The organism is Sphingopyxis sp. (assembly GCF_965279725.1).
In the GTDB taxonomy this organism is placed as follows: Bacteria; Pseudomonadota; Alphaproteobacteria; order Sphingomonadales; family Sphingomonadaceae; genus Sphingopyxis.
The window spans coordinates 661,129-677,127 of the sequence record NZ_CBDIIL010000001.1 but is presented as its reverse complement, the minus strand read 5'-3'; the positions used below and the strand labels follow the sequence as shown (position 1 = coordinate 677,127).

Genomic DNA, 15,999 nt, shown 5'->3' with positions numbered 1-15,999 from the left:
CGTCGCCGGACGCGCAGCCGGACGTGCGCGGCCGATCAGATAGCGTTCCATTGCCGCCAAGACCATGGGCTGTCAGTGGGACAGGGATTACGCGATTGTCCTGCGTCGACCGCTCGCGCGCACGTCCGGCGTCCCGCTCATAACAGACCCCTCTCGCGCATGCCCACGATGGTGCGTCCGCCGATGACGAGACGATCGAGAAGGCGAATATCGACCGCATTCGCCAGTCACTCGATCTTCTTCGTCATTTCGACATCGCTCGCGCTCGGTTCCGCTGATCCCGACGGATGATTATGGGCGAGGATGATGCCATACGCGCCGACATCGAAGGCGCGGGCAAGCAGACGCCGGAGGGTCCCTCGACCTCGGCGATCGTTCCTTGCGTAATGGTTTCGTCAGCCAAATAGCCCCAGTTTTGCGTGACAAAGGTGACGTGAAGCCATTCGGTGGCGGCCTTTCCGATCATGAGCCGGAAACTCTTGAAAGCGGGGATCGGCGGCAGTGAGGGTGGTCCGGGATATCTCTTCGCGTAATTACGCCTGGATCAGCGTTCGTGCCGCAACGATCGATTCGCCAAGTTTGCGGTCACCTTCGAGCGCGTTGGCGAGCTGATCGCAGCTTGCTGCCAAGGTGCGGCCGATGCCGTCGAAGTGCCGGATCGGGCGTTCGGCTGCGGTGTCGGCATCGCCGCCAGCGAACGGTTCGAGGAGACGCGCGTGCCTTCATGGCTTCGCCCATCGCTCACTCCGGTGCTAACGCCGCGTGATGCCGTAATCGATCCTGATCCTCACCCAACTGCCCACCATGGACCGTCCGCCAACGCGGGGAGGGCGCACCTTGAACTGCCACGCTGCGGCAAGCACCGCGCGATTGATTTGCGATCCGTTCGGATACTCATCCAGTCCGACGCAATCTTCGACCCGATAATCCGGCGCCGTCCGGCACGCGATCAGTCCCCAGCCGGGTCCGCTGGCGGTGGACAAATAGCCGCGCAGCTCGTCATCCCGCGGCTCGCGATACCATTTCGCGGCATAGAGCGGTTCGCCATTGGGGGCCGTTCCTACCCGCTCCGAGTCGCCCGAGGAGGGGGAGCCTCCAATGTTGGGTGGCCCGTAAACCGCGCCGCCCGGTGGACGAACCGCGATCGGGGGATTCGCCGGCGACGGCGGCCGTTCGCTGGGCGTCGGCGCTGTCGGTGCCGCCTTGGGTGCCGCGGGTTGCGGGGGTAGCGGTGTGGGCGGTCGCGGTTGCTCGGCGGCGGGCTGCGGCGGCACGGGCCGCTCCTCGGCCTGCTCGCGCTCTGCGCTGCTCGGTTCTGGGGCTTTCTCGGAAGCCTTGTTGGCCTCGAGGCTCACCATGCTCACACGCTCTTCCCGAAATTTGGGCGGCTTTTCCGCACCAAATGACAGCAGCAATAGCAGCAGAAGCGCCGGGATCAGCACCGCCAGGCTTATGGCAAGCGTACGGCGTCCCGCTCCGATGCTGAGCTGTTCGACATAGGGAGTGGCTTGAACAGGGCTCAGCGGAAGCAATCTTTGGTGGCGGTGTCCGCTGGGTCAGGGAGCCCGGGGCTACGGCCGCGAGGAATAGTGCGGCGCCAAACCTTTGACAAGCGTCAGCGCCATTTCACCATCTGCCCTGTTCCCAATGGCCATCATCCCGTCTGTCATCGGGCGGGGCGGGGGGCGATGACGGCACTGCATGTCGCGCTGTATCGCCTGCAAGCTGTGGCTGCCGTCGTTGACTATTCTGGCATGTTAGCGGGGATGCTCGGGTTGAGTCCCGGAAAACTTCCAAAGCCGTCCGGGCTATTGGTGAACGGCACGGCCGATCGGGTCGTCCCGATCGCCGCGCTGAACATGTCGGAGAGCGAACTCAAGCGCCTCGACGTCGACGTCACGACGCACGTTTCCCACGGTGTGGCGCACACCGTGGATCCCGTCGGACTTCGCCTCGACCGCAGTTTCCTTGCGCAGGCCTTAGCTCGCTAATCCGCTTTTTGCCGTCTCGGCCTGCTACCGGACTGCCTCAGTTGGGCGACTATCATTTGAACCGCGAATGGCGGTCGACGCCAATCAGTCCGCGCCGCCTTAGCAGTTGCCCTTCACGCCATCAGCACAGTCGCCAACGGATTCAACATCTTTCCCTGCACCTTCAACCGTGTTGCAAGCAGACAGCGCCAGTATCGAACTACCAAGTACGAAAATTGTCAGAAGCCTCTTCATTGTCTTTCTCCCACGTTGAGGGCAAACTGCCCTTCGCTGGAGACTACGGCCCTTTGCAGCGATCGTTCCGTTGCATCGGCCCATGCTGGCCAAAGCGTTCAAAATGCTCGCCCGGCTGACGGCTTTGGATTACCGGCATCCCAAAAGCCGACCGTCCGCCAACGGCCAGTTTTGGTCATCGGGGTAGATCATCTCGTTTACACCGAGAATGCCGGCGATCGAATGTCCGCTTTGGCGCGACTTCCAATACCTGCAATTGGTCGATTGCGCCTCATCCGACAGATAGCCTATGGCCATCGGCAGCGAACGAAAAGGGGATACAATGGCCGCGCCATTTTCAGTGGACGAGCGACGCGAGCATCTTGCTTATTGCGTCCAACTGTTTGGCGGCACCACCGCATTCTCGCGGCGTCTTGGCATAGACGAGCGGGCGATCCGCCGTTTCATCAATGGCGAGCGGCCTCTTGGTGACGGGCTTTTGGAAGACACCGCAAAGGCATTGCGTCTGCTCATTGCTGAAGCAACCACAGCCGAAGCTCAGATCGCGGCCATATTGCGCTTTCCGCCGACCGATCCGGCGTAGCTGAAATTGGTCGATTCACGTCGTAGCGGCTCGGCGACGGCGAATGTCCGCTTCTCACGATTCCTGCCTGGAACCCTGGCTGTCCGAAAGCGGCCAAGAGTAGGCCAAAACGATCGACGATTGCCGTATTGATCGACGATGCCGGTCAGGGCGTCATGCGGCCAGGCTGCGCGCCTCGGGAGGGACCATCTCGACCTCGGGTGCCGGCTCGCGGCTGGAAAAGCAAAACTTCTCCCGCAGGTACGTTCGCACATCCTGGTACCATGGGCCGACCGCGGCAACCGCGACCAGGATTTCGACCTGCAGCGCACCAAGGATGTCCGACCATGCTCGCATGTCTTCGATGCTGCTGCGGTTGATCCGGCCGCTATTCGGAAGCGTCTGCGTCTTCATCCTAGATCATCCTGTCGATGCCGAAAGTTACGCGTCGCGCTGCGCCGCATACAATTCAACGCCGCAGGAACCGAGAGTGTTCCGCATGGCCGCTGCTAGGGGGCCGAACCTCTCGTTGCGGTACTTTGAAGTGCCGTTTTGCAAGCAGAGCAAAGGGTAAGGCTCCACGCTGCGACGCCAGCCGCGTCGGCAAGAAGATCCTGCCTTATTTCTATCTCGGCATACGGCAGACCTGCCGGGTAGGCGTGTCGCGGCACGCTGTAGTCGGTAGCATCCATCCGATAGGGCTCGTTGTCGCCGACGGTGATGTCAGCGCGCGCGACGAGGCTGGCGAGCAGGACCCTCGCGAAGCGCGTGTCGCCGCCGTCGTGGAGGATGCCGACTTCCCAAGGGCGCGACTTACCGCCGAGTGTCGGGGTGAAGCTGTGCAAGGCGAGCAAGATCGTCGGCTGTGCCGCGGCGTCACGCCGCGCCAGCTCTAGCGCGATCCGCGCGTGATAAGGTGTATGAATTGCCGCTACTCGGGCCGCGAGGCGGTCGGGCGTGAGCCCGGCATTGCCCGGGATCACGCTTCCGTCCGAGACTGCCGACGCGGCGTCGGGATGGCCTGGATCGCGATTGCAGTCGATGACGAGCCGTGAATAGCGTTGAAAAATGAAAGGCGCGTCGAGGGCTTGGGCGAGCGCCTTCCCGAGATCATACACACCGATGTCCCACGCGATGTGGCGCGCGCGGTCGGCCTCCGTCAGTCCCAATGTCCCAAGTCGATGCGGGATCGCATTTCCGGCGTGATCCCCGACGATAAGGAACGGAGACCGCCCACCTGCGTTGAAGAGCTGAGCCGCCGCAGGATCGGCCGTCCCGAGGAGGGGGTTTTCAAGAAGCGTCATCACGAAAGCCTTCTATGCCTTTGCTCACGATCCGCCATACGACTGAATATAGGTATCGGCAGCCGGTCGCGTTTGGCGAGCACCGGATCATGATGCGGCCGCGCGAGAGTTTCGACCAGCGTCTTGTGAAGGCCGAGCTCGATATTTCGCCTCATCCCTGCGAGCTGCGATGGTTGCACGATGTCCTCGGCAATTCGGTCGCCATTGCGTTGTTCGACACCCGCGCCAACGTGCTTCGGGTGATGAGCGAGATGACCCTTGATCATGCCCCACTCGAACGCCAGCAGATCGATATCGAGGCTTATGCCCGCCATTTTCCTTTTACCTATGCCTCTGAGGACATGCCCGACCTCCTGCGCTCGATCGAACGCCAATATCTCGATGTGGGGCGGGTGATCGATAAATGGGCGAACGATTTTCTCCGCAAGGACGGACCCACCGACACGCTGGCGCTGCTCACCGACATGGCGACGACGATCAAACAGAGCTTTACCTATGTGCCGCGGCACGAGAAAGGGACGCAGTCGCCGATCGAGACGCTGACGCTGCGCCAGGGGACCTGCCGCGACTTTGCTGTGCTGATGATCGAAGCGGTCCGGGCACTCGGTCTCGCGGCCCGGTTCGTGTCGGGATATGTGTATAATCCGAGCCGCAGCGAGGGCCGTGTCGGCGGCGGCAACACCCACGCCTGGGTGCGCGTCTTCCTTCCCGGGTCGGGATGGATCGAGTTTGATCCCACCAACGGTATCATTGGGAGCAGCGGCCTCGTTCGCGTCGCGGTCGCGCGCGACCCCTATCAGGCGGTGCCTCTGTCCGGGAGCTGGAGCGGCTTTCCCGCGAGCTACCTCGGCATGGACGTCACCGTCGAAGTGAAGCTGGGTACCGAAGCCAGCGAAGATCAGGACATTCGTTCAGGCGGTGCGACCAATAACCGGAGCGCCGGCAAGATGAGGAATAAGCAAACGTGTTGATCAGGGCTGGATATGAAATACGCTTCGAGACCGCGAGTGCGACCCCGATGATGGCGATGCTCAGCATCCATCCGTCGCGGCAGAAGGACCTGCAGACTCCGCAGCAGATCGAGACGGTGCCGGTCATCCCGATCTATAATTATGAGGACAGCTTCGGCAATATCTGCACCCGGCTAACCGTCCCGGCGGGTGGCGTTACCCTGTCGGCCGATTTCGTGATCGAGGATAGCGGTCTCGAAGATGCCCGCGCGCCCGACGCGCCGCCGACGCCGGTCGAGGAGCTTCCCGACGATATCCTCATCTATCTTCTCGGCAGCCGCTATTGCGAGACCGACCGCTTGATGGGCGTCTCCTGGGCCGAATTCGCCCATATCGCGTCGGCGCGCGACCGCGTCGATGCGATCGTGGCATTCGTCCACCATCATATCAAGTTCGGCTACGAACATGCGCGCTCGGACAAGACCGCCTGGAACGCTTATCAAGAAAAGCAGGGCGTGTGCCGTGACTTCGCCCATCTCGCGATCACACTCTGCCGCTGCATGAACATACCCGCGCGCTATTGCACCGGCTACCTCGGTGATATCGGGATCCCGCCCGTCGATGCACCGATGGACTTCTCTGCCTGGTTCGACGTCTATATCGACGGCGACTGGTACACCTACGATGCACGCCACAATCGCCCGCGTATCGGCCGCATCTTGATGGCGCGCGGCCGCGACGCGACCGATACCGCGCTCACCACGGCGTTCGGACCTGCACAGATCACGTCCTTTCTGGTTCACACGGACGAGGTCGCTTCAATCAGTGACCAGCGCCGACGTCCCCGTTGCTAGTCACCACGAGACGATGTGCAGAGCAAGACATAGCAACGTGCGCTATTCGCGGTTCATGCTTTCGATACGGACCGTTCTCTAACAGCCAAAAACAACCTTCGCGCTCTCGCAATCAGTCTCTAATTTGAACCCGCCGCCAGAACGCTGCTGGCAAGCTCGCGCTGCAGCTGGCGAATATTGTTTGGCGGGCGGGCGTCGAAAGAGCCGGGCCTACCCATGCTGATCAGCATGGATTGATCCATATTGTGCATTGGAGCTGTGCCCGCCCGATTGGCAGTCTGCGTCCAACGCTGCGATGACATGCATCGGTGAGCGGTAATTTCGCAGACAGGTTGAATGAGGGAGTAAGTGATGGATTTCAACATGCTGCGGCAGGAACGACCAAATCGGGCCAGTCGGGTGACGGTATTGACGGCCGCGATACTTGGCGCAGGAATCCTCCTCAGCGCTCTGCCGGTGTTGGGTGCCGAGCCGGGGCCGGTGCAGGCGGCGTCGCTCGTCCCGCGCGATGCGCTCTTTGCTTCGCCGACCTATTCCGAACTGCAAATCAGCCCTGACGGCAAACAGCTGGCCTTTCTTCATCCGCTGAACGGGGTTCTGAACGTGTGGGTCGCCCCGCTCGACGATCTTAAGGCTGCAACCCCAGTCACCCGTTTCGATACAAGGCCGCCCGACGGTTTCCAGTGGAGCGCCGATGGGCGGTATATATTGGTGGTGAAGGATGTCGGCGGTGAGGAGCATAGCCAGCTCTGGGTCGCGAACCTCGAAAAACGAACGGTCACCAATATGACCGCCGATCCTGCGGTGCAGACGAAGATCGTGAAAGTTTCGAAGCGCCGCCCGGGCGAAATCCTGGTTGGCATGAACATTCGCGACCGCCGCTATCGCGACATCTACCGGATCGACCTCGCGACGGGGCAGCGGACCGAGGTGTTCCGCAACGAGAGAAACTATATCGACGTCGTGGCCGATCCCGATTTCAACATCCGGCTGGTCGTTCGTGGCAATGTCGACGGCTCGTCGACCTATCTCCGTCTTGACCCCGCTGGGCCAAGCGAGGTCATGACGATCCCGCTCGCCTCGCTACGCAATTCCAGAATACTGAGCCTCGATAGCAAGGGCAAGCTGCTGATGTTCGACAGCCGGACCAGCGACAAGGCGAACCTCGTCTCGGTCGATCTCGGCACCGGCAAGCAGACCATGCTCGCCGCCGCTGGACGCGCCGATATCGTCGATCCGCTGTTCGATGAAGCTAGCGGTGCATTGATTGCGACGCGCGAAGACCCGCTGGTCAGCGAATGGACGGTGCGATCGGAGGGCGTGCGCGCCGAATTCGCGGCGCTCGAAGCGGCGGCCGCAGGGCCGTTCAAGATTGTCGATCAGACCGCCGACAATGCGCGCTGGCTGCTCCTCGAAACGGTTCCGAACCGTCCCGACCGCTATAGCTGGTGGAACCGCAACGACCGGACGCTCGTGCCGCTGCTGTCGACGCGGCCCGATCTCGATCAACAGGTGCTGGCCCGCCGTATCCCGGTCATAATCGCTTCGCGCGATGGCCTGACGCTCCCTAGCTACCTGACCCTTCCGACCAACACGAAACTCGGCGCCGATGGGATGCCTGAGACGCCCGTTCCGATGGTTTTGCTCGTTCACGGCGGTCCCTGGCTTCGCGACGATCTGGCTTTCGATCCGCAGCATGCGTGGCTCGCCGACCGCGGCTATGCGGTGCTGTCGGTGAACTTTCGCGCGTCAGGGGGCTTCGGCAGCGACTTCATGGCGAAGGGCGACAGGAAATGGTCGGAAACGATGCACGACGACCTGCTCGACGGGGTGCAGTGGGCGATCGACAAGGGGGTAACGGCGAAGGATCGCGTCGCGGCGATGGGGCTGTCCTACGGCGGCTATTCGACTCTCGTCTCGCTCAGTTTCACGCCCGATACTTTCCAGTGCGGCGTCGATCTGGCTGGGCCGAGCAATCTGGTACGGCAAGTGGCGGCCATGCCCGACTGGTGGACCTGGCAGCGCCCGCAGTTCATCAACCGCGTCGGCGATCCGACGACGCCCGAGGGTGCGGCGGACCTGATGCGGCGCTCGCCGATCGCGCGCGTCGACGCGATCTCAAAGCCGCTGCTTGTTACTAACGGCGCGAACGACCCGCGCATCTTTCCCAGCCAGTCGGAAGAGATCGTCGATGCGTTGAAAGCAAGACGCAAGCCAGTGACTTATGCCTTCTATCCCGACGAAGGCCATGTTTATGCGAAGGACGCGACGAATATCTCGTTCGCGGCGATCGCCGAGCACTTCCTGTCGAAATGCCTTGGGGGACCGGCCGAACCCTTTGGCGACGATCTTGTCGGGTCGCGTGTCGAGTTGAAGACCGGCGCGCAGTTTGTGCCCGGGCTCGAACGGGCGCTGGATGACATGGCGAAGTGATCGTCGGCTAAGGCTCACCGAGATATTTGGCGAGGTTCGCATCGAGCGGTGGTGATTTCTGAGCCGCCTCGGCGACATCCATCCGCAGATAGGCGTTCTGGACGTAGCGGATGCCCGCCCAGCGCAGCGGCTCGACTTCCCAGTTTGGCGCCTGCGCGCGGATATAAGGGGCATGCGGATCGGGCGCGCGGCCGGTGACCAGCCCCGCCATCGCCCGCGCGCAAATCGCGCTGGTGATGACGCCATGTCCGGTATAGCCGTAGCTGTGGCCAAGCCGCCGTTCGGGGTCGAAATGGACGGTGGGCAGCCAGTCGCGCGGGATGCCGAGATAACCCGCCCATCGGTGGGTGAATTCGATGCCGTTAAGCGATGGCCACCATTCGATCAGCCGTTCGCGGATCCAGTCGAAGTTGGCATTTTCGCGGAGCGCGGCTTCGTCCATGTCCGATCCGTAGCGATAGGGCGCGCCGCGACTGCCGAACAGGATGCGCCCGTCGGCGGTGCGGGTCAGGTAATTGGTGGTGTGGACGTAGGAGGAAAGGCACTCGCCGCCGCGCCAGCCGACGCTGTCCCATTGCGCGGCGGTCAGCGGCGCGGTGAGCATGATCGTCGACGCCATCGGGATCAACCGGCGCCGATAGCCGGGCTGCGCCGTCAGATAGGCCTCGCCCGCGAGCAGGATCGCGCGGCGGGCGCGAATGGTGCCGCCCGCCGTGACCAGCGCGGGCGCCGGACTCTCAACCATTTGCAGCACCTCGCTGCGCTCGTAGATGCGGACGCCGCGTCGCTCGAGTGCGCGCGCGAGCCCGCGCACAAGGCGGCCCGGATGGATGGTCGCGCCGGCATGAAGGCGCAGCGCGCCGTGGACGTCGGTGGCATGCACGGCTGCCTGGGCCTGACCGGCGTCGAGCAGCTCGCAAGCATCGGCCATCCCCAGTTTGCAATAGGCATCATAGGAATGTCGGACCGAGGGTATTTGTTCGGCGCTGCGGGCAAGCGTCAGCACCCCGACCCGATTGAATTGGGAATCGATGCCTTCCTGGTCGCAAATCCGGCCAACCTCGTCGATCATCGTCTGCTGTGCGACCAGCATCGCGCGGGCGGTCGCGGCGCCGAAACGGCGGGTCAATGCCGCGGGGTTGATCGGAAAGCGCGGTGAACACCAGCCGCCATTGCGCCCCGACGCGCCAAAACCGCAAAACTGACGCTCGACGATTGCGATCGACAGGTCCGGGTTGTCTTGCAGCAGAAAATAGGCGGTCCACAAACTAGAGAAACCGCCGCCCATGATCGCAACGTCGACCGTATCGTCGCCAGAAACGGCAGGTCGCGGCGTCAGATCGTCGTTACAGCTCGCGAGCCAATAGCTGCCGATGTCGGCGGGTGAAACGGTTGCGCTCATCGGGCGGCTCCGACCTCGTCAAAGACAATGAAGATCTTTTCGCTATCGCGCAGGATTTCCCAGGTTCCGCCGGTTCGCGGCGGAAAATAGACAGTGTCGCCGCCGGTGATGTGCAAAGGCTCGCCATCGTCGGGCCGGAAGATCGCTTCTCCAGCAAGAAAATGGCAGAACTCGGACTCGACGACCTGTCGGCGCCAGACGCCGGGGGTGCAATGCCAAACGCCATGGCGGCTTGCGCCAGCCCCGGGTATCGCGACCGATCGTACCTGCGAAACCGGTTCGCCCAGGGGCGCAGCGACGGGTGCGATTGCGCCGATGGCGAGAAGTTCGTGAGAGCGAAATAGGCTGATCGCTTCGGCGGTCATATGTGGCTCCTGGATCACATGGGGTGGCGGACCCGGCTCAGGAAAAGGCGGGTGCGGTCGGTCTTGGGATTGGAAAGGAATTCGGCAGCGGGTCCCTGCTCGGTGATCACGCCATTGTCGACGAACAGGATACTGTCCGCCGCCTCACGCGCGAAGGCGATTTCGTGGGTCACGACGATCATCGTCATGCCGCCGTCGGCAAGATCGCGCATCACCTTCAGCACCTCTCCGACGCGCTCGGGATCGAGCGCCGAGGTCGGCTCGTCGAGCAGGATCGCGCGCGGCTCCATCGCGAGCGCGCGCGCAATGCCGATGCGCTGTTGCTGGCCGCCCGACAATTGACGCGGGAAGGCGTTGGCGTGCGACACCATGCCGACCTTTTCGAGCAGCGCCATCGCGCGTGCGGTCGCTTCGGCGATTGGCTGCCCGAGCACATGGACCGGACCTTCGATGATATTCTGGAGTGCGGTGCGGTGCGGGAACAGGTTGAAGCGTTGAAATACCATGCTCACCGCCATGCGGACATGCGGCAGCGCGTGCGGCGTCACCGGCACGCCGTCGACCTCGATCGTCCCCGCATCATGGGCTTCGAGCCCGTTGATGCAGCGGAGGATCGTCGACTTGCCCGACCCCGAGGGACCGATCAGACACGTGACCTCGCCCGCCGCGACCTCAAAGTTCACGTCGCGCAAGACCTCGCGCCCGCCGAAAGATTTGCGGACGCCGCGCAGCCGGATCATTTGCGTGCAAACCGGCGTTCGAGGGCGCGCACGCCCGCTGCCATCGGCAGACTGGCGGCGAGGTAAAGCAACGCGATGAGCAGATAGACGGTGCCGTTCTTGAAGGTGGAGATGGCAAGCAACTGACCCGCACGCGTCAGTTCGGCGATGGTGATCGTCGAGGCGATCGACGAGTCTTTCAGCAGCATGATCGTCGTATTGCCCAGCGAGGGCAGCGCGGCGGGGATGCCGAGCGGCAGCACGACGCGGCGCATCAGCACCGGCCAGGTCATGCCGAGCGCGGTACCCGCTTCGATCAGATCCTTGTCGACCGATGACAGCCCGCCGCGGAAATTTTCGGCCTGATACACCGAATAGGCGAGGCCGAGGCCGAGCACGCCTGCCGCAAAGGGGGGCAAGTCGATGTCCCATTCGGGCAGGACGAAATAGATGCAGAAGAGTTGGACGATGATCGGGATGCCGCGGATGACATTGATGACCGTGCCGCTGATCCAGCGCAGCGGGGCAAAGCGCGAATAGCCCATCAGCACCCACACGAGACCGAGCGCGATGCTGACGACGAGTGCCGCGACGGTGAGCAACAGGGTGATGCCAAGCCCGCGCAGCAGAACTGGCAGGAACAGCACGGCGTCGGCAAGAAATTCCTGCATCAGCCAAGCTCCCAATGTTGCAGGATCGCGGGTATTTCCGCCGCCTTCAGGCGCAGAATCGCCGCGTTGAGGCGGGGGAGCAACCGATCGCCCTTGGCGACGATCAGGCAAAGATCCTCCTCGACCGGCGGCGTGAATTCGCGAGCCATGCGAACGGGCCGCTCGGGGCCAACCCGAAGCTGGTAGCGAAGGATCGGTTCGTCCCCATAGCCGGCGTCGATCCGGCCGTTGGCGAGGTCGCGAACGATCTCGCCGAGCCCGTCATAGGTTTTGACCCGCGTCACGCCGACGCCGCGCAGCTGGTCGACGAAGCGCGTGCCAACCTGCGCGCCCACGCGCAGGTGCTGCACCGCAGACAGGGTGGGATAGGTGCCGCGATCTTCTCGGCGGACGACAAGCCCGCCGCCATAGGAAAAAACCGGCGCACTGAAATCAACGATTTTGGCGCGTTCGGGTGTGCGCTGCATCGCCGCCGCGATCATGTCGATCCGGCCCGTCGTCAGCGAAGGGATCAGTGCGGCGAAAGGCGCGGCGCGATAATCGCCATTCATCCCCAGTTCGCGCAAAACGATCTGCGCAATATCGATCATGGCGCCCGTCAGTTCGTTGGTCGCAGGATCGACATAGCTGAACGGCACGCCCGTCGGCGACGACCCAACCCACAGCTCGCCCGGCGCACGCGGCGGACCCGCGCAGGCGGAAAGCGGCAGCGCGGCGATCATCCCGAGCATCGCCCGTCGCTGGATCGGAATCGCCGCCGGTCGGGGGTGCTGGTTCATCGCCGCTGCCGCGTTATCGGGCCTGCGGCCGATATTCGAGCGTGGTGGTCGAACGGGCCGTTTTGCGTATCCGGTCGGGAGAAAGCTCGATCTTCTTGAGCTCGTTGGTCTCGTGCATCATCGTCTGATCGGCGAGATGCGGATTGCCCTTGCCGTCGGGACCGATGAACAGATTCTGCCCGCCGGCATCGACGACCGAATAGAGCGCACGCCGGTCGGCGCCGATTTCCATCAACCCGACCCAGCTTTCGCCGCCATTGTGCGGCGCCATCGTCGGGCCGAGCCGCAGCAACGCGGACAGGCGCTTTTCGGGGGCATCCTCGGCCATTTGCGGCCGATCGGGGGTTTCCAGCGAGGCGTCGAAATATTTCCAGAATATCGGCTGCTTCCACTCGGCCATATCCTTGCCGGAGAAGCGCGGCTTGACCTCGGCAAGCGTCGCCTTGATCGTGTCGATCATTACTGCGGTGCGGTCGCGCCCGTTGAAATAGTCCACGCCCAGCGGCGCTCCGGCGGCATCGCCCTGAAAGGCGCGCAGCAACAGGCTTGTCTGATAGGTGAGGTAGCGCCCCTCATCGATCGTCTTCCACCCGTCCCCCATGTCGTCGCCAAACACCACCCGCGGCGCGACTTGCAGCCAGGCACGATAGAGCGTCAGTCCGGGGTCGTCATATTTATGGTCGCTATCGCGGTCCTGATAGAGCCCGTTGAACCCCATCATATATTCGCCCGCGCGCTTGACCTCAGGATCGTCGCTCGCCTCGATCGCGCGCCGGATGTAGGGCGCGAAAAAATCGGGGGCGGCCTGATTGCGATCGACCGCGCCAAGCGCGTTGAAAATCTTGCCGTTGAACTCGCGCATGTCGAGCAAGGTCAGCGACTGCCCCTCCTTGGCGAGCCGGTCGCCGAGCCAGGTGCGAAAGGTCGCGCCGATCCGGGCATTGTCGCCCTCCTGCGACCAGCCCGTCGCCTTGCTGTTCCAAGAGAAGAGATAGCCTTGCCCCGGGTTGATCATGTGCGGCTTTTCATCGCGCGTCAGAAAGCCGTTCCAGTCATATTCGCCGGTACCCGGCGTCGGCAGCCGCGGATCGACCCCGGCCGCCTTCTTCGGTAGCGCGCCCGCCTCGAAATAGGCGATCGTGCCATCCTCGCCGCCGTAACAGGCGCCGAGGTTCCAGCCGAGCCGATCGACGCCCTTCTCGCGGAATTCGGCGAGGCTTTTGGCGCGGCCCATTTCTGCGAAGGCGACCCATGTGTCGAGTTCGCGCCCGTGGACGCCCATCTGCTGCGCATAGGCGGTGCCGTTTTCGGCATCCCACGCGATCACCGGCCCGTGGATCGTCCACGCGACGTCGTGCGTCACCGTTGCCCCGTCCTTGACCTTGAAGCTCTCGGTCCGGTGCTCCATTCGCTTCCACGCGCCCTTGTACCAATATTCATACCGGTTCTTCGGGTTGAGCTTTTCAGCAAAAACGGTGCCGGCCTCGCTGCTTCCCGACACGAGCAGCCAGCCATGCTGCGCGCCGCGTCCCATCGTCGGCACGCCCCAGCCGGTTGATCCGAACCCGGCGTTGTCGAAACCCCCGCCGTGCAGGTGGATTTCGGGACCGTCGGCGGTCGCCTCGAGCATCAGGACCTTGCCGCTCGCGGACTTTTCGGGGCCGACGACCATGCAACGGCTCGCTCCCTTCACTGGCTGGAGCGGCGCGACCTGCGCGGCGGCCGACGCGATGGCGCCGGACGGCAGCTGGATCGGCGCGAGCACTGGCGTGGGTATGGGTCGGGCAGGGGCAAGATCGTCGCCCGCGGGGATCGTCGTAGGCGAATCGGGATCGGAAATCGGCACGACGTCGTTGAAGATCTGCCACGCCTTTTCCAGCCCATAGCGCGCTGTCATGTCTTTCAGGAATTTGAGGTTCTGGATCTCATAGCTTTCGCGGCCGAGCGGTGCGGCGCTGATCAGCGCGAGATATTCGGTGAGACGCCAGCGCGTTGGCTTGATCCCCCAGCGGATGAATTCGAGCGGGGTCAGCCGCGCGGGATCGGCATTCACTTCGTCGATGCGCTTGTTGATGCCGTCGACCATCGCCTGGATCATCTGGCGATGCTCGGGCTCCAGCGCCTTGTAACGCTGCATCAGCACCGCGTCGGACAGCCGCCGACCGCGCATCATCTTGTCGCCTTCGAGCGCCGAGGCACCCGATAATTCGGCGCGGCGGCCCTGCGTGTTGTGCCGCGCCAGTTCCATCGCGGCGAGGCGATCGGACGCGATCGCATAGCCCGCGCCGAACATCACGGCGTCGGACGTCTCCGCCTGCACGTGCGGCACCCCGAAATCGTCGCGGTAGATGCTGACCTTTTCGGCGGCGTTCGCCTGCGCGGCCACCGCGAGGAGCAGAAGCGTCGAACCATGGAGCAAGGCGGCAGTCGAACGGCGCATCAAAGCGTCTCCCCGGATTGGCTATTTGGGCAGGAATGTCTCGGCCAAGGCGACCCACAGCGCCGCACCCGTCGGTGAAATGCTGTCGTCATAGGCGTAGTGCGAATTATGGAGCATCACCGACCCCGGCCCCTCGTCGCCGTTGCCTAGGAGGAGGAAGCAGCCGGGCACGACGTCGAGATAGCGTGCAAAATCCTCGCCCCCCATGCCCGGCGCGTCGAGGTCGATGAAGCGATCGGGGCCGACGACGCCGATCGCGATCTCGCGGACCTGGGCGTAAAGATCGGCCGGATTGTGCAGGGCAGGGTAGCCGCGCTCGTAATGAAGCTCGGCGGTCGCGCCGAACGATGCCGCGACCCCGGTGACGATTTCGCGCAGCCGCTGCTCGGTCGCGTCCTGGCTGGCGCGCGACAAGGTGCGTACTGTTCCGCCCATGTGCGCCTCGTCAGCGATGATGTTGAATGCGGTGCCTGCTTCGACCTTGCAGATTGATACGACGGCGGCGTCCATCGGATCGGTATTGCGCGCGACGATGCTTTGCACGGCGACGACGATGTGCGCGGCGACGAGCACCGGATCGACGGTCAGGTGCGGGCGCGCCGCATGGCCACCCTTGCCGGTGACGATGATCTCGAACTTATCAGCCGCGGCATAAAGCGCCCCCGCGCGCCCCGCGAGCTTGCCCGCGGCGAGGCCGGGGCGGTTATGAACGCCGAAGATCGCGTCCATCGGAAAGCGCTCGAACAGGCCGTCGCGGATCATCGCGCTGGCGCCGCCATCGGGATCGCCGCCCGGCCCCCGATAGCCGAGTGACTCTTCGGCAGGCTGAAAGATAAGATGCACCGCACCGTCAAAATTGCGCGTCGCAGCCAGATGCTTTGCAGCGCCGAGCAGCATCGTCGTGTGCCCGTCATGGCCGCAGGCGTGCATCACACCCGGGGTGCAGGATTTATGGTCGGACTCGGTCAGTTCGGTCATCGGCAACGCGTCGATGTCGGCGCGGATGCCTATCGCGCGATCCGACCCGCCGGCGCGGATCGTGGCGACGATGCCCGTGCCGCCGATGCCGGTCGCAACCTCGTCGATGCCAAAGCTTTCAAGAAGGTCGAGAATGAACCGGACCGTGCTGTCCTCGTGAAAACCGAGCTCGGGATGCTGGTGTATATGCCGGCGCCAGCCGGTCATGTCGGTTTCGAGCGATGTCAGGTCAAAGGACATGGGGACGCACCTCCTGGCGCAGCGGCGAGGTCACGCTAGGGATAGCGTCCTCCGGACCCCAATGCTTATTGGACATG

16 protein-coding genes are annotated in these 15,999 nt (G+C 63.5%); 5 read left to right on the top strand and 11 right to left on the bottom strand.

Annotated features, from left to right (window positions below; genetic code table 11):
• Positions 1 to 227: 227 nt before the first annotated feature.
• Together ACQY6T_RS03190 and ACQY6T_RS03185 are read right to left on the bottom strand one after the other, a co-directional pair.
• Positions 228 to 344, bottom strand: coding sequence for a JAB domain-containing protein (locus tag ACQY6T_RS03190; protein WP_428628827.1), 117 nt, complete (start codon positions 342 to 344; stop codon positions 228 to 230).
• Between the two features lie 408 nt (positions 345 to 752).
• On the bottom strand, positions 753 to 1,532 hold the full coding sequence (locus ACQY6T_RS03185; RefSeq protein WP_428628336.1) for a hypothetical protein: 780 nt from the start codon (positions 1,530 to 1,532) through the stop codon (positions 753 to 755).
• Between the two features lie 156 nt (positions 1,533 to 1,688).
• Here ACQY6T_RS03185 and ACQY6T_RS03180 point away from each other — a divergent pair, with 156 nt between their 5' ends.
• Together ACQY6T_RS03180 and ACQY6T_RS03175 are read left to right on the top strand one after the other, a co-directional pair.
• Positions 1,689 to 1,991: an alpha/beta hydrolase gene (locus tag ACQY6T_RS03180; RefSeq protein WP_428628334.1), complete on the top strand. Its 303-nt coding sequence runs from the start codon at positions 1,689 to 1,691 to the stop codon at positions 1,989 to 1,991.
• 523 nt (positions 1,992 to 2,514) lie between these two features.
• On the top strand, positions 2,515 to 2,808 hold the full coding sequence (locus ACQY6T_RS03175; protein WP_428628331.1) for a hypothetical protein: 294 nt from the start codon (positions 2,515 to 2,517) through the stop codon (positions 2,806 to 2,808).
• Between the two features lie 153 nt (positions 2,809 to 2,961).
• On the opposite strand, the gene ACQY6T_RS03170 is transcribed toward ACQY6T_RS03175, so the two are convergent.
• Together ACQY6T_RS03170 and ACQY6T_RS03165 are read right to left on the bottom strand one after the other, a co-directional pair.
• Positions 2,962 to 3,201, bottom strand: coding sequence for a hypothetical protein (locus ACQY6T_RS03170; protein ID WP_428628329.1), 240 nt, complete (start codon positions 3,199 to 3,201; stop codon positions 2,962 to 2,964).
• Positions 3,202 to 3,296: 95 nt separating this feature from the next.
• Entirely contained in the window at positions 3,297 to 4,091 is a 795-nt protein-coding gene (locus ACQY6T_RS03165) for an N-formylglutamate amidohydrolase (protein WP_428628327.1), read from the bottom strand.
• A 14-nt stretch (positions 4,092 to 4,105) separates the two neighbouring features.
• Between ACQY6T_RS03165 and ACQY6T_RS03160 the strand changes: the two genes are divergently transcribed.
• From ACQY6T_RS03160 to ACQY6T_RS03150, 3 genes are all read left to right on the top strand, one after another.
• Positions 4,106 to 5,062, top strand: a complete 957-nt coding sequence (locus tag ACQY6T_RS03160; RefSeq protein WP_428628324.1) for a transglutaminase family protein — start codon at positions 4,106 to 4,108, stop codon at positions 5,060 to 5,062.
• The gene (locus ACQY6T_RS03155; RefSeq protein ID WP_428628321.1) at positions 5,056 to 5,895 is read left to right on the top strand and encodes a transglutaminase-like domain-containing protein; all 840 of its coding nucleotides are present in this window, start codon (positions 5,056 to 5,058) and stop codon (positions 5,893 to 5,895) included. Before ACQY6T_RS03160 ends, ACQY6T_RS03155 begins: the two co-directional genes overlap by 7 nt.
• A 351-nt stretch (positions 5,896 to 6,246) precedes the next feature.
• Positions 6,247 to 8,328 (top strand): S9 family peptidase, encoded by a 2,082-nt coding sequence (locus tag ACQY6T_RS03150; RefSeq protein ID WP_428628318.1) that lies wholly within the window; start codon positions 6,247 to 6,249, stop codon positions 8,326 to 8,328.
• A 7-nt stretch (positions 8,329 to 8,335) separates the two neighbouring features.
• On the opposite strand, the gene ACQY6T_RS03145 is transcribed toward ACQY6T_RS03150, so the two are convergent.
• From ACQY6T_RS03145 to ACQY6T_RS03115, 7 genes are read right to left on the bottom strand one after another with little or no spacing between them, the layout of a single operon-like run.
• Complete coding sequence (locus ACQY6T_RS03145; protein ID WP_428628316.1) at positions 8,336 to 9,730, bottom strand: NAD(P)/FAD-dependent oxidoreductase; 1,395 nt, start codon at positions 9,728 to 9,730, stop codon at positions 8,336 to 8,338.
• On the bottom strand, positions 9,727 to 10,095 hold the full coding sequence (locus ACQY6T_RS03140) for a cupin domain-containing protein (protein ID WP_428628313.1): 369 nt from the start codon (positions 10,093 to 10,095) through the stop codon (positions 9,727 to 9,729). The genes ACQY6T_RS03145 and ACQY6T_RS03140 overlap by 4 nt, the downstream gene beginning before the upstream one ends.
• 14 nt (positions 10,096 to 10,109) lie before the next feature.
• Positions 10,110 to 10,835 (bottom strand): amino acid ABC transporter ATP-binding protein, encoded by a 726-nt coding sequence (locus ACQY6T_RS03135; RefSeq protein WP_428628311.1) that lies wholly within the window; start codon positions 10,833 to 10,835, stop codon positions 10,110 to 10,112.
• Positions 10,832 to 11,485, bottom strand: a complete 654-nt coding sequence (locus tag ACQY6T_RS03130) for an amino acid ABC transporter permease (protein ID WP_428628308.1) — start codon at positions 11,483 to 11,485, stop codon at positions 10,832 to 10,834. Before ACQY6T_RS03130 ends, ACQY6T_RS03135 begins: the two co-directional genes overlap by 4 nt.
• Positions 11,485 to 12,264, bottom strand: coding sequence for a substrate-binding periplasmic protein (locus ACQY6T_RS03125; RefSeq protein WP_428628305.1), 780 nt, complete (start codon positions 12,262 to 12,264; stop codon positions 11,485 to 11,487). Before ACQY6T_RS03125 ends, ACQY6T_RS03130 begins: the two co-directional genes overlap by 1 nt.
• A 13-nt stretch (positions 12,265 to 12,277) precedes the next feature.
• Positions 12,278 to 14,704, bottom strand: coding sequence for a penicillin acylase family protein (locus tag ACQY6T_RS03120; protein WP_428628303.1), 2,427 nt, complete (start codon positions 14,702 to 14,704; stop codon positions 12,278 to 12,280).
• 21 nt (positions 14,705 to 14,725) lie between these two features.
• Positions 14,726 to 15,922, bottom strand: coding sequence for a M20 aminoacylase family protein (locus tag ACQY6T_RS03115; protein ID WP_428628300.1), 1,197 nt, complete (start codon positions 15,920 to 15,922; stop codon positions 14,726 to 14,728).
• Between the last annotated feature and the right edge of the window lie 77 nt (positions 15,923 to 15,999).

Coding starts and splice junctions, on each gene's coding strand:
- ACQY6T_RS03180 (WP_428628334.1), top strand. CDS start 1,689: ATGACGGCACTGCATGTCGCGCTGTATCGCCTGCAAGCTGTGGCTGCC.
- ACQY6T_RS03175 (WP_428628331.1), top strand. CDS start 2,515: ATGGCCATCGGCAGCGAACGAAAAGGGGATACAATGGCCGCGCCATTT.
- ACQY6T_RS03170 (WP_428628329.1), bottom strand. CDS start 3,201: ATGAAGACGCAGACGCTTCCGAATAGCGGCCGGATCAACCGCAGCAGC.
- ACQY6T_RS03165 (WP_428628327.1), bottom strand. CDS start 4,091: ATGACGCTTCTTGAAAACCCCCTCCTCGGGACGGCCGATCCTGCGGCG.
- ACQY6T_RS03160 (WP_428628324.1), top strand. CDS start 4,106: ATGCCTTTGCTCACGATCCGCCATACGACTGAATATAGGTATCGGCAG.
- ACQY6T_RS03150 (WP_428628318.1), top strand. CDS start 6,247: ATGGATTTCAACATGCTGCGGCAGGAACGACCAAATCGGGCCAGTCGG.
- ACQY6T_RS03145 (WP_428628316.1), bottom strand. CDS start 9,730: ATGAGCGCAACCGTTTCACCCGCCGACATCGGCAGCTATTGGCTCGCG.
- ACQY6T_RS03140 (WP_428628313.1), bottom strand. CDS start 10,095: ATGACCGCCGAAGCGATCAGCCTATTTCGCTCTCACGAACTTCTCGCC.
- ACQY6T_RS03135 (WP_428628311.1), bottom strand. CDS start 10,835: ATGATCCGGCTGCGCGGCGTCCGCAAATCTTTCGGCGGGCGCGAGGTC.
- ACQY6T_RS03130 (WP_428628308.1), bottom strand. CDS start 11,485: ATGCAGGAATTTCTTGCCGACGCCGTGCTGTTCCTGCCAGTTCTGCTG.
- ACQY6T_RS03125 (WP_428628305.1), bottom strand. CDS start 12,264: ATGAACCAGCACCCCCGACCGGCGGCGATTCCGATCCAGCGACGGGCG.
- ACQY6T_RS03120 (WP_428628303.1), bottom strand. CDS start 14,704: ATGCGCCGTTCGACTGCCGCCTTGCTCCATGGTTCGACGCTTCTGCTC.
- ACQY6T_RS03115 (WP_428628300.1), bottom strand. CDS start 15,922: ATGTCCTTTGACCTGACATCGCTCGAAACCGACATGACCGGCTGGCGC.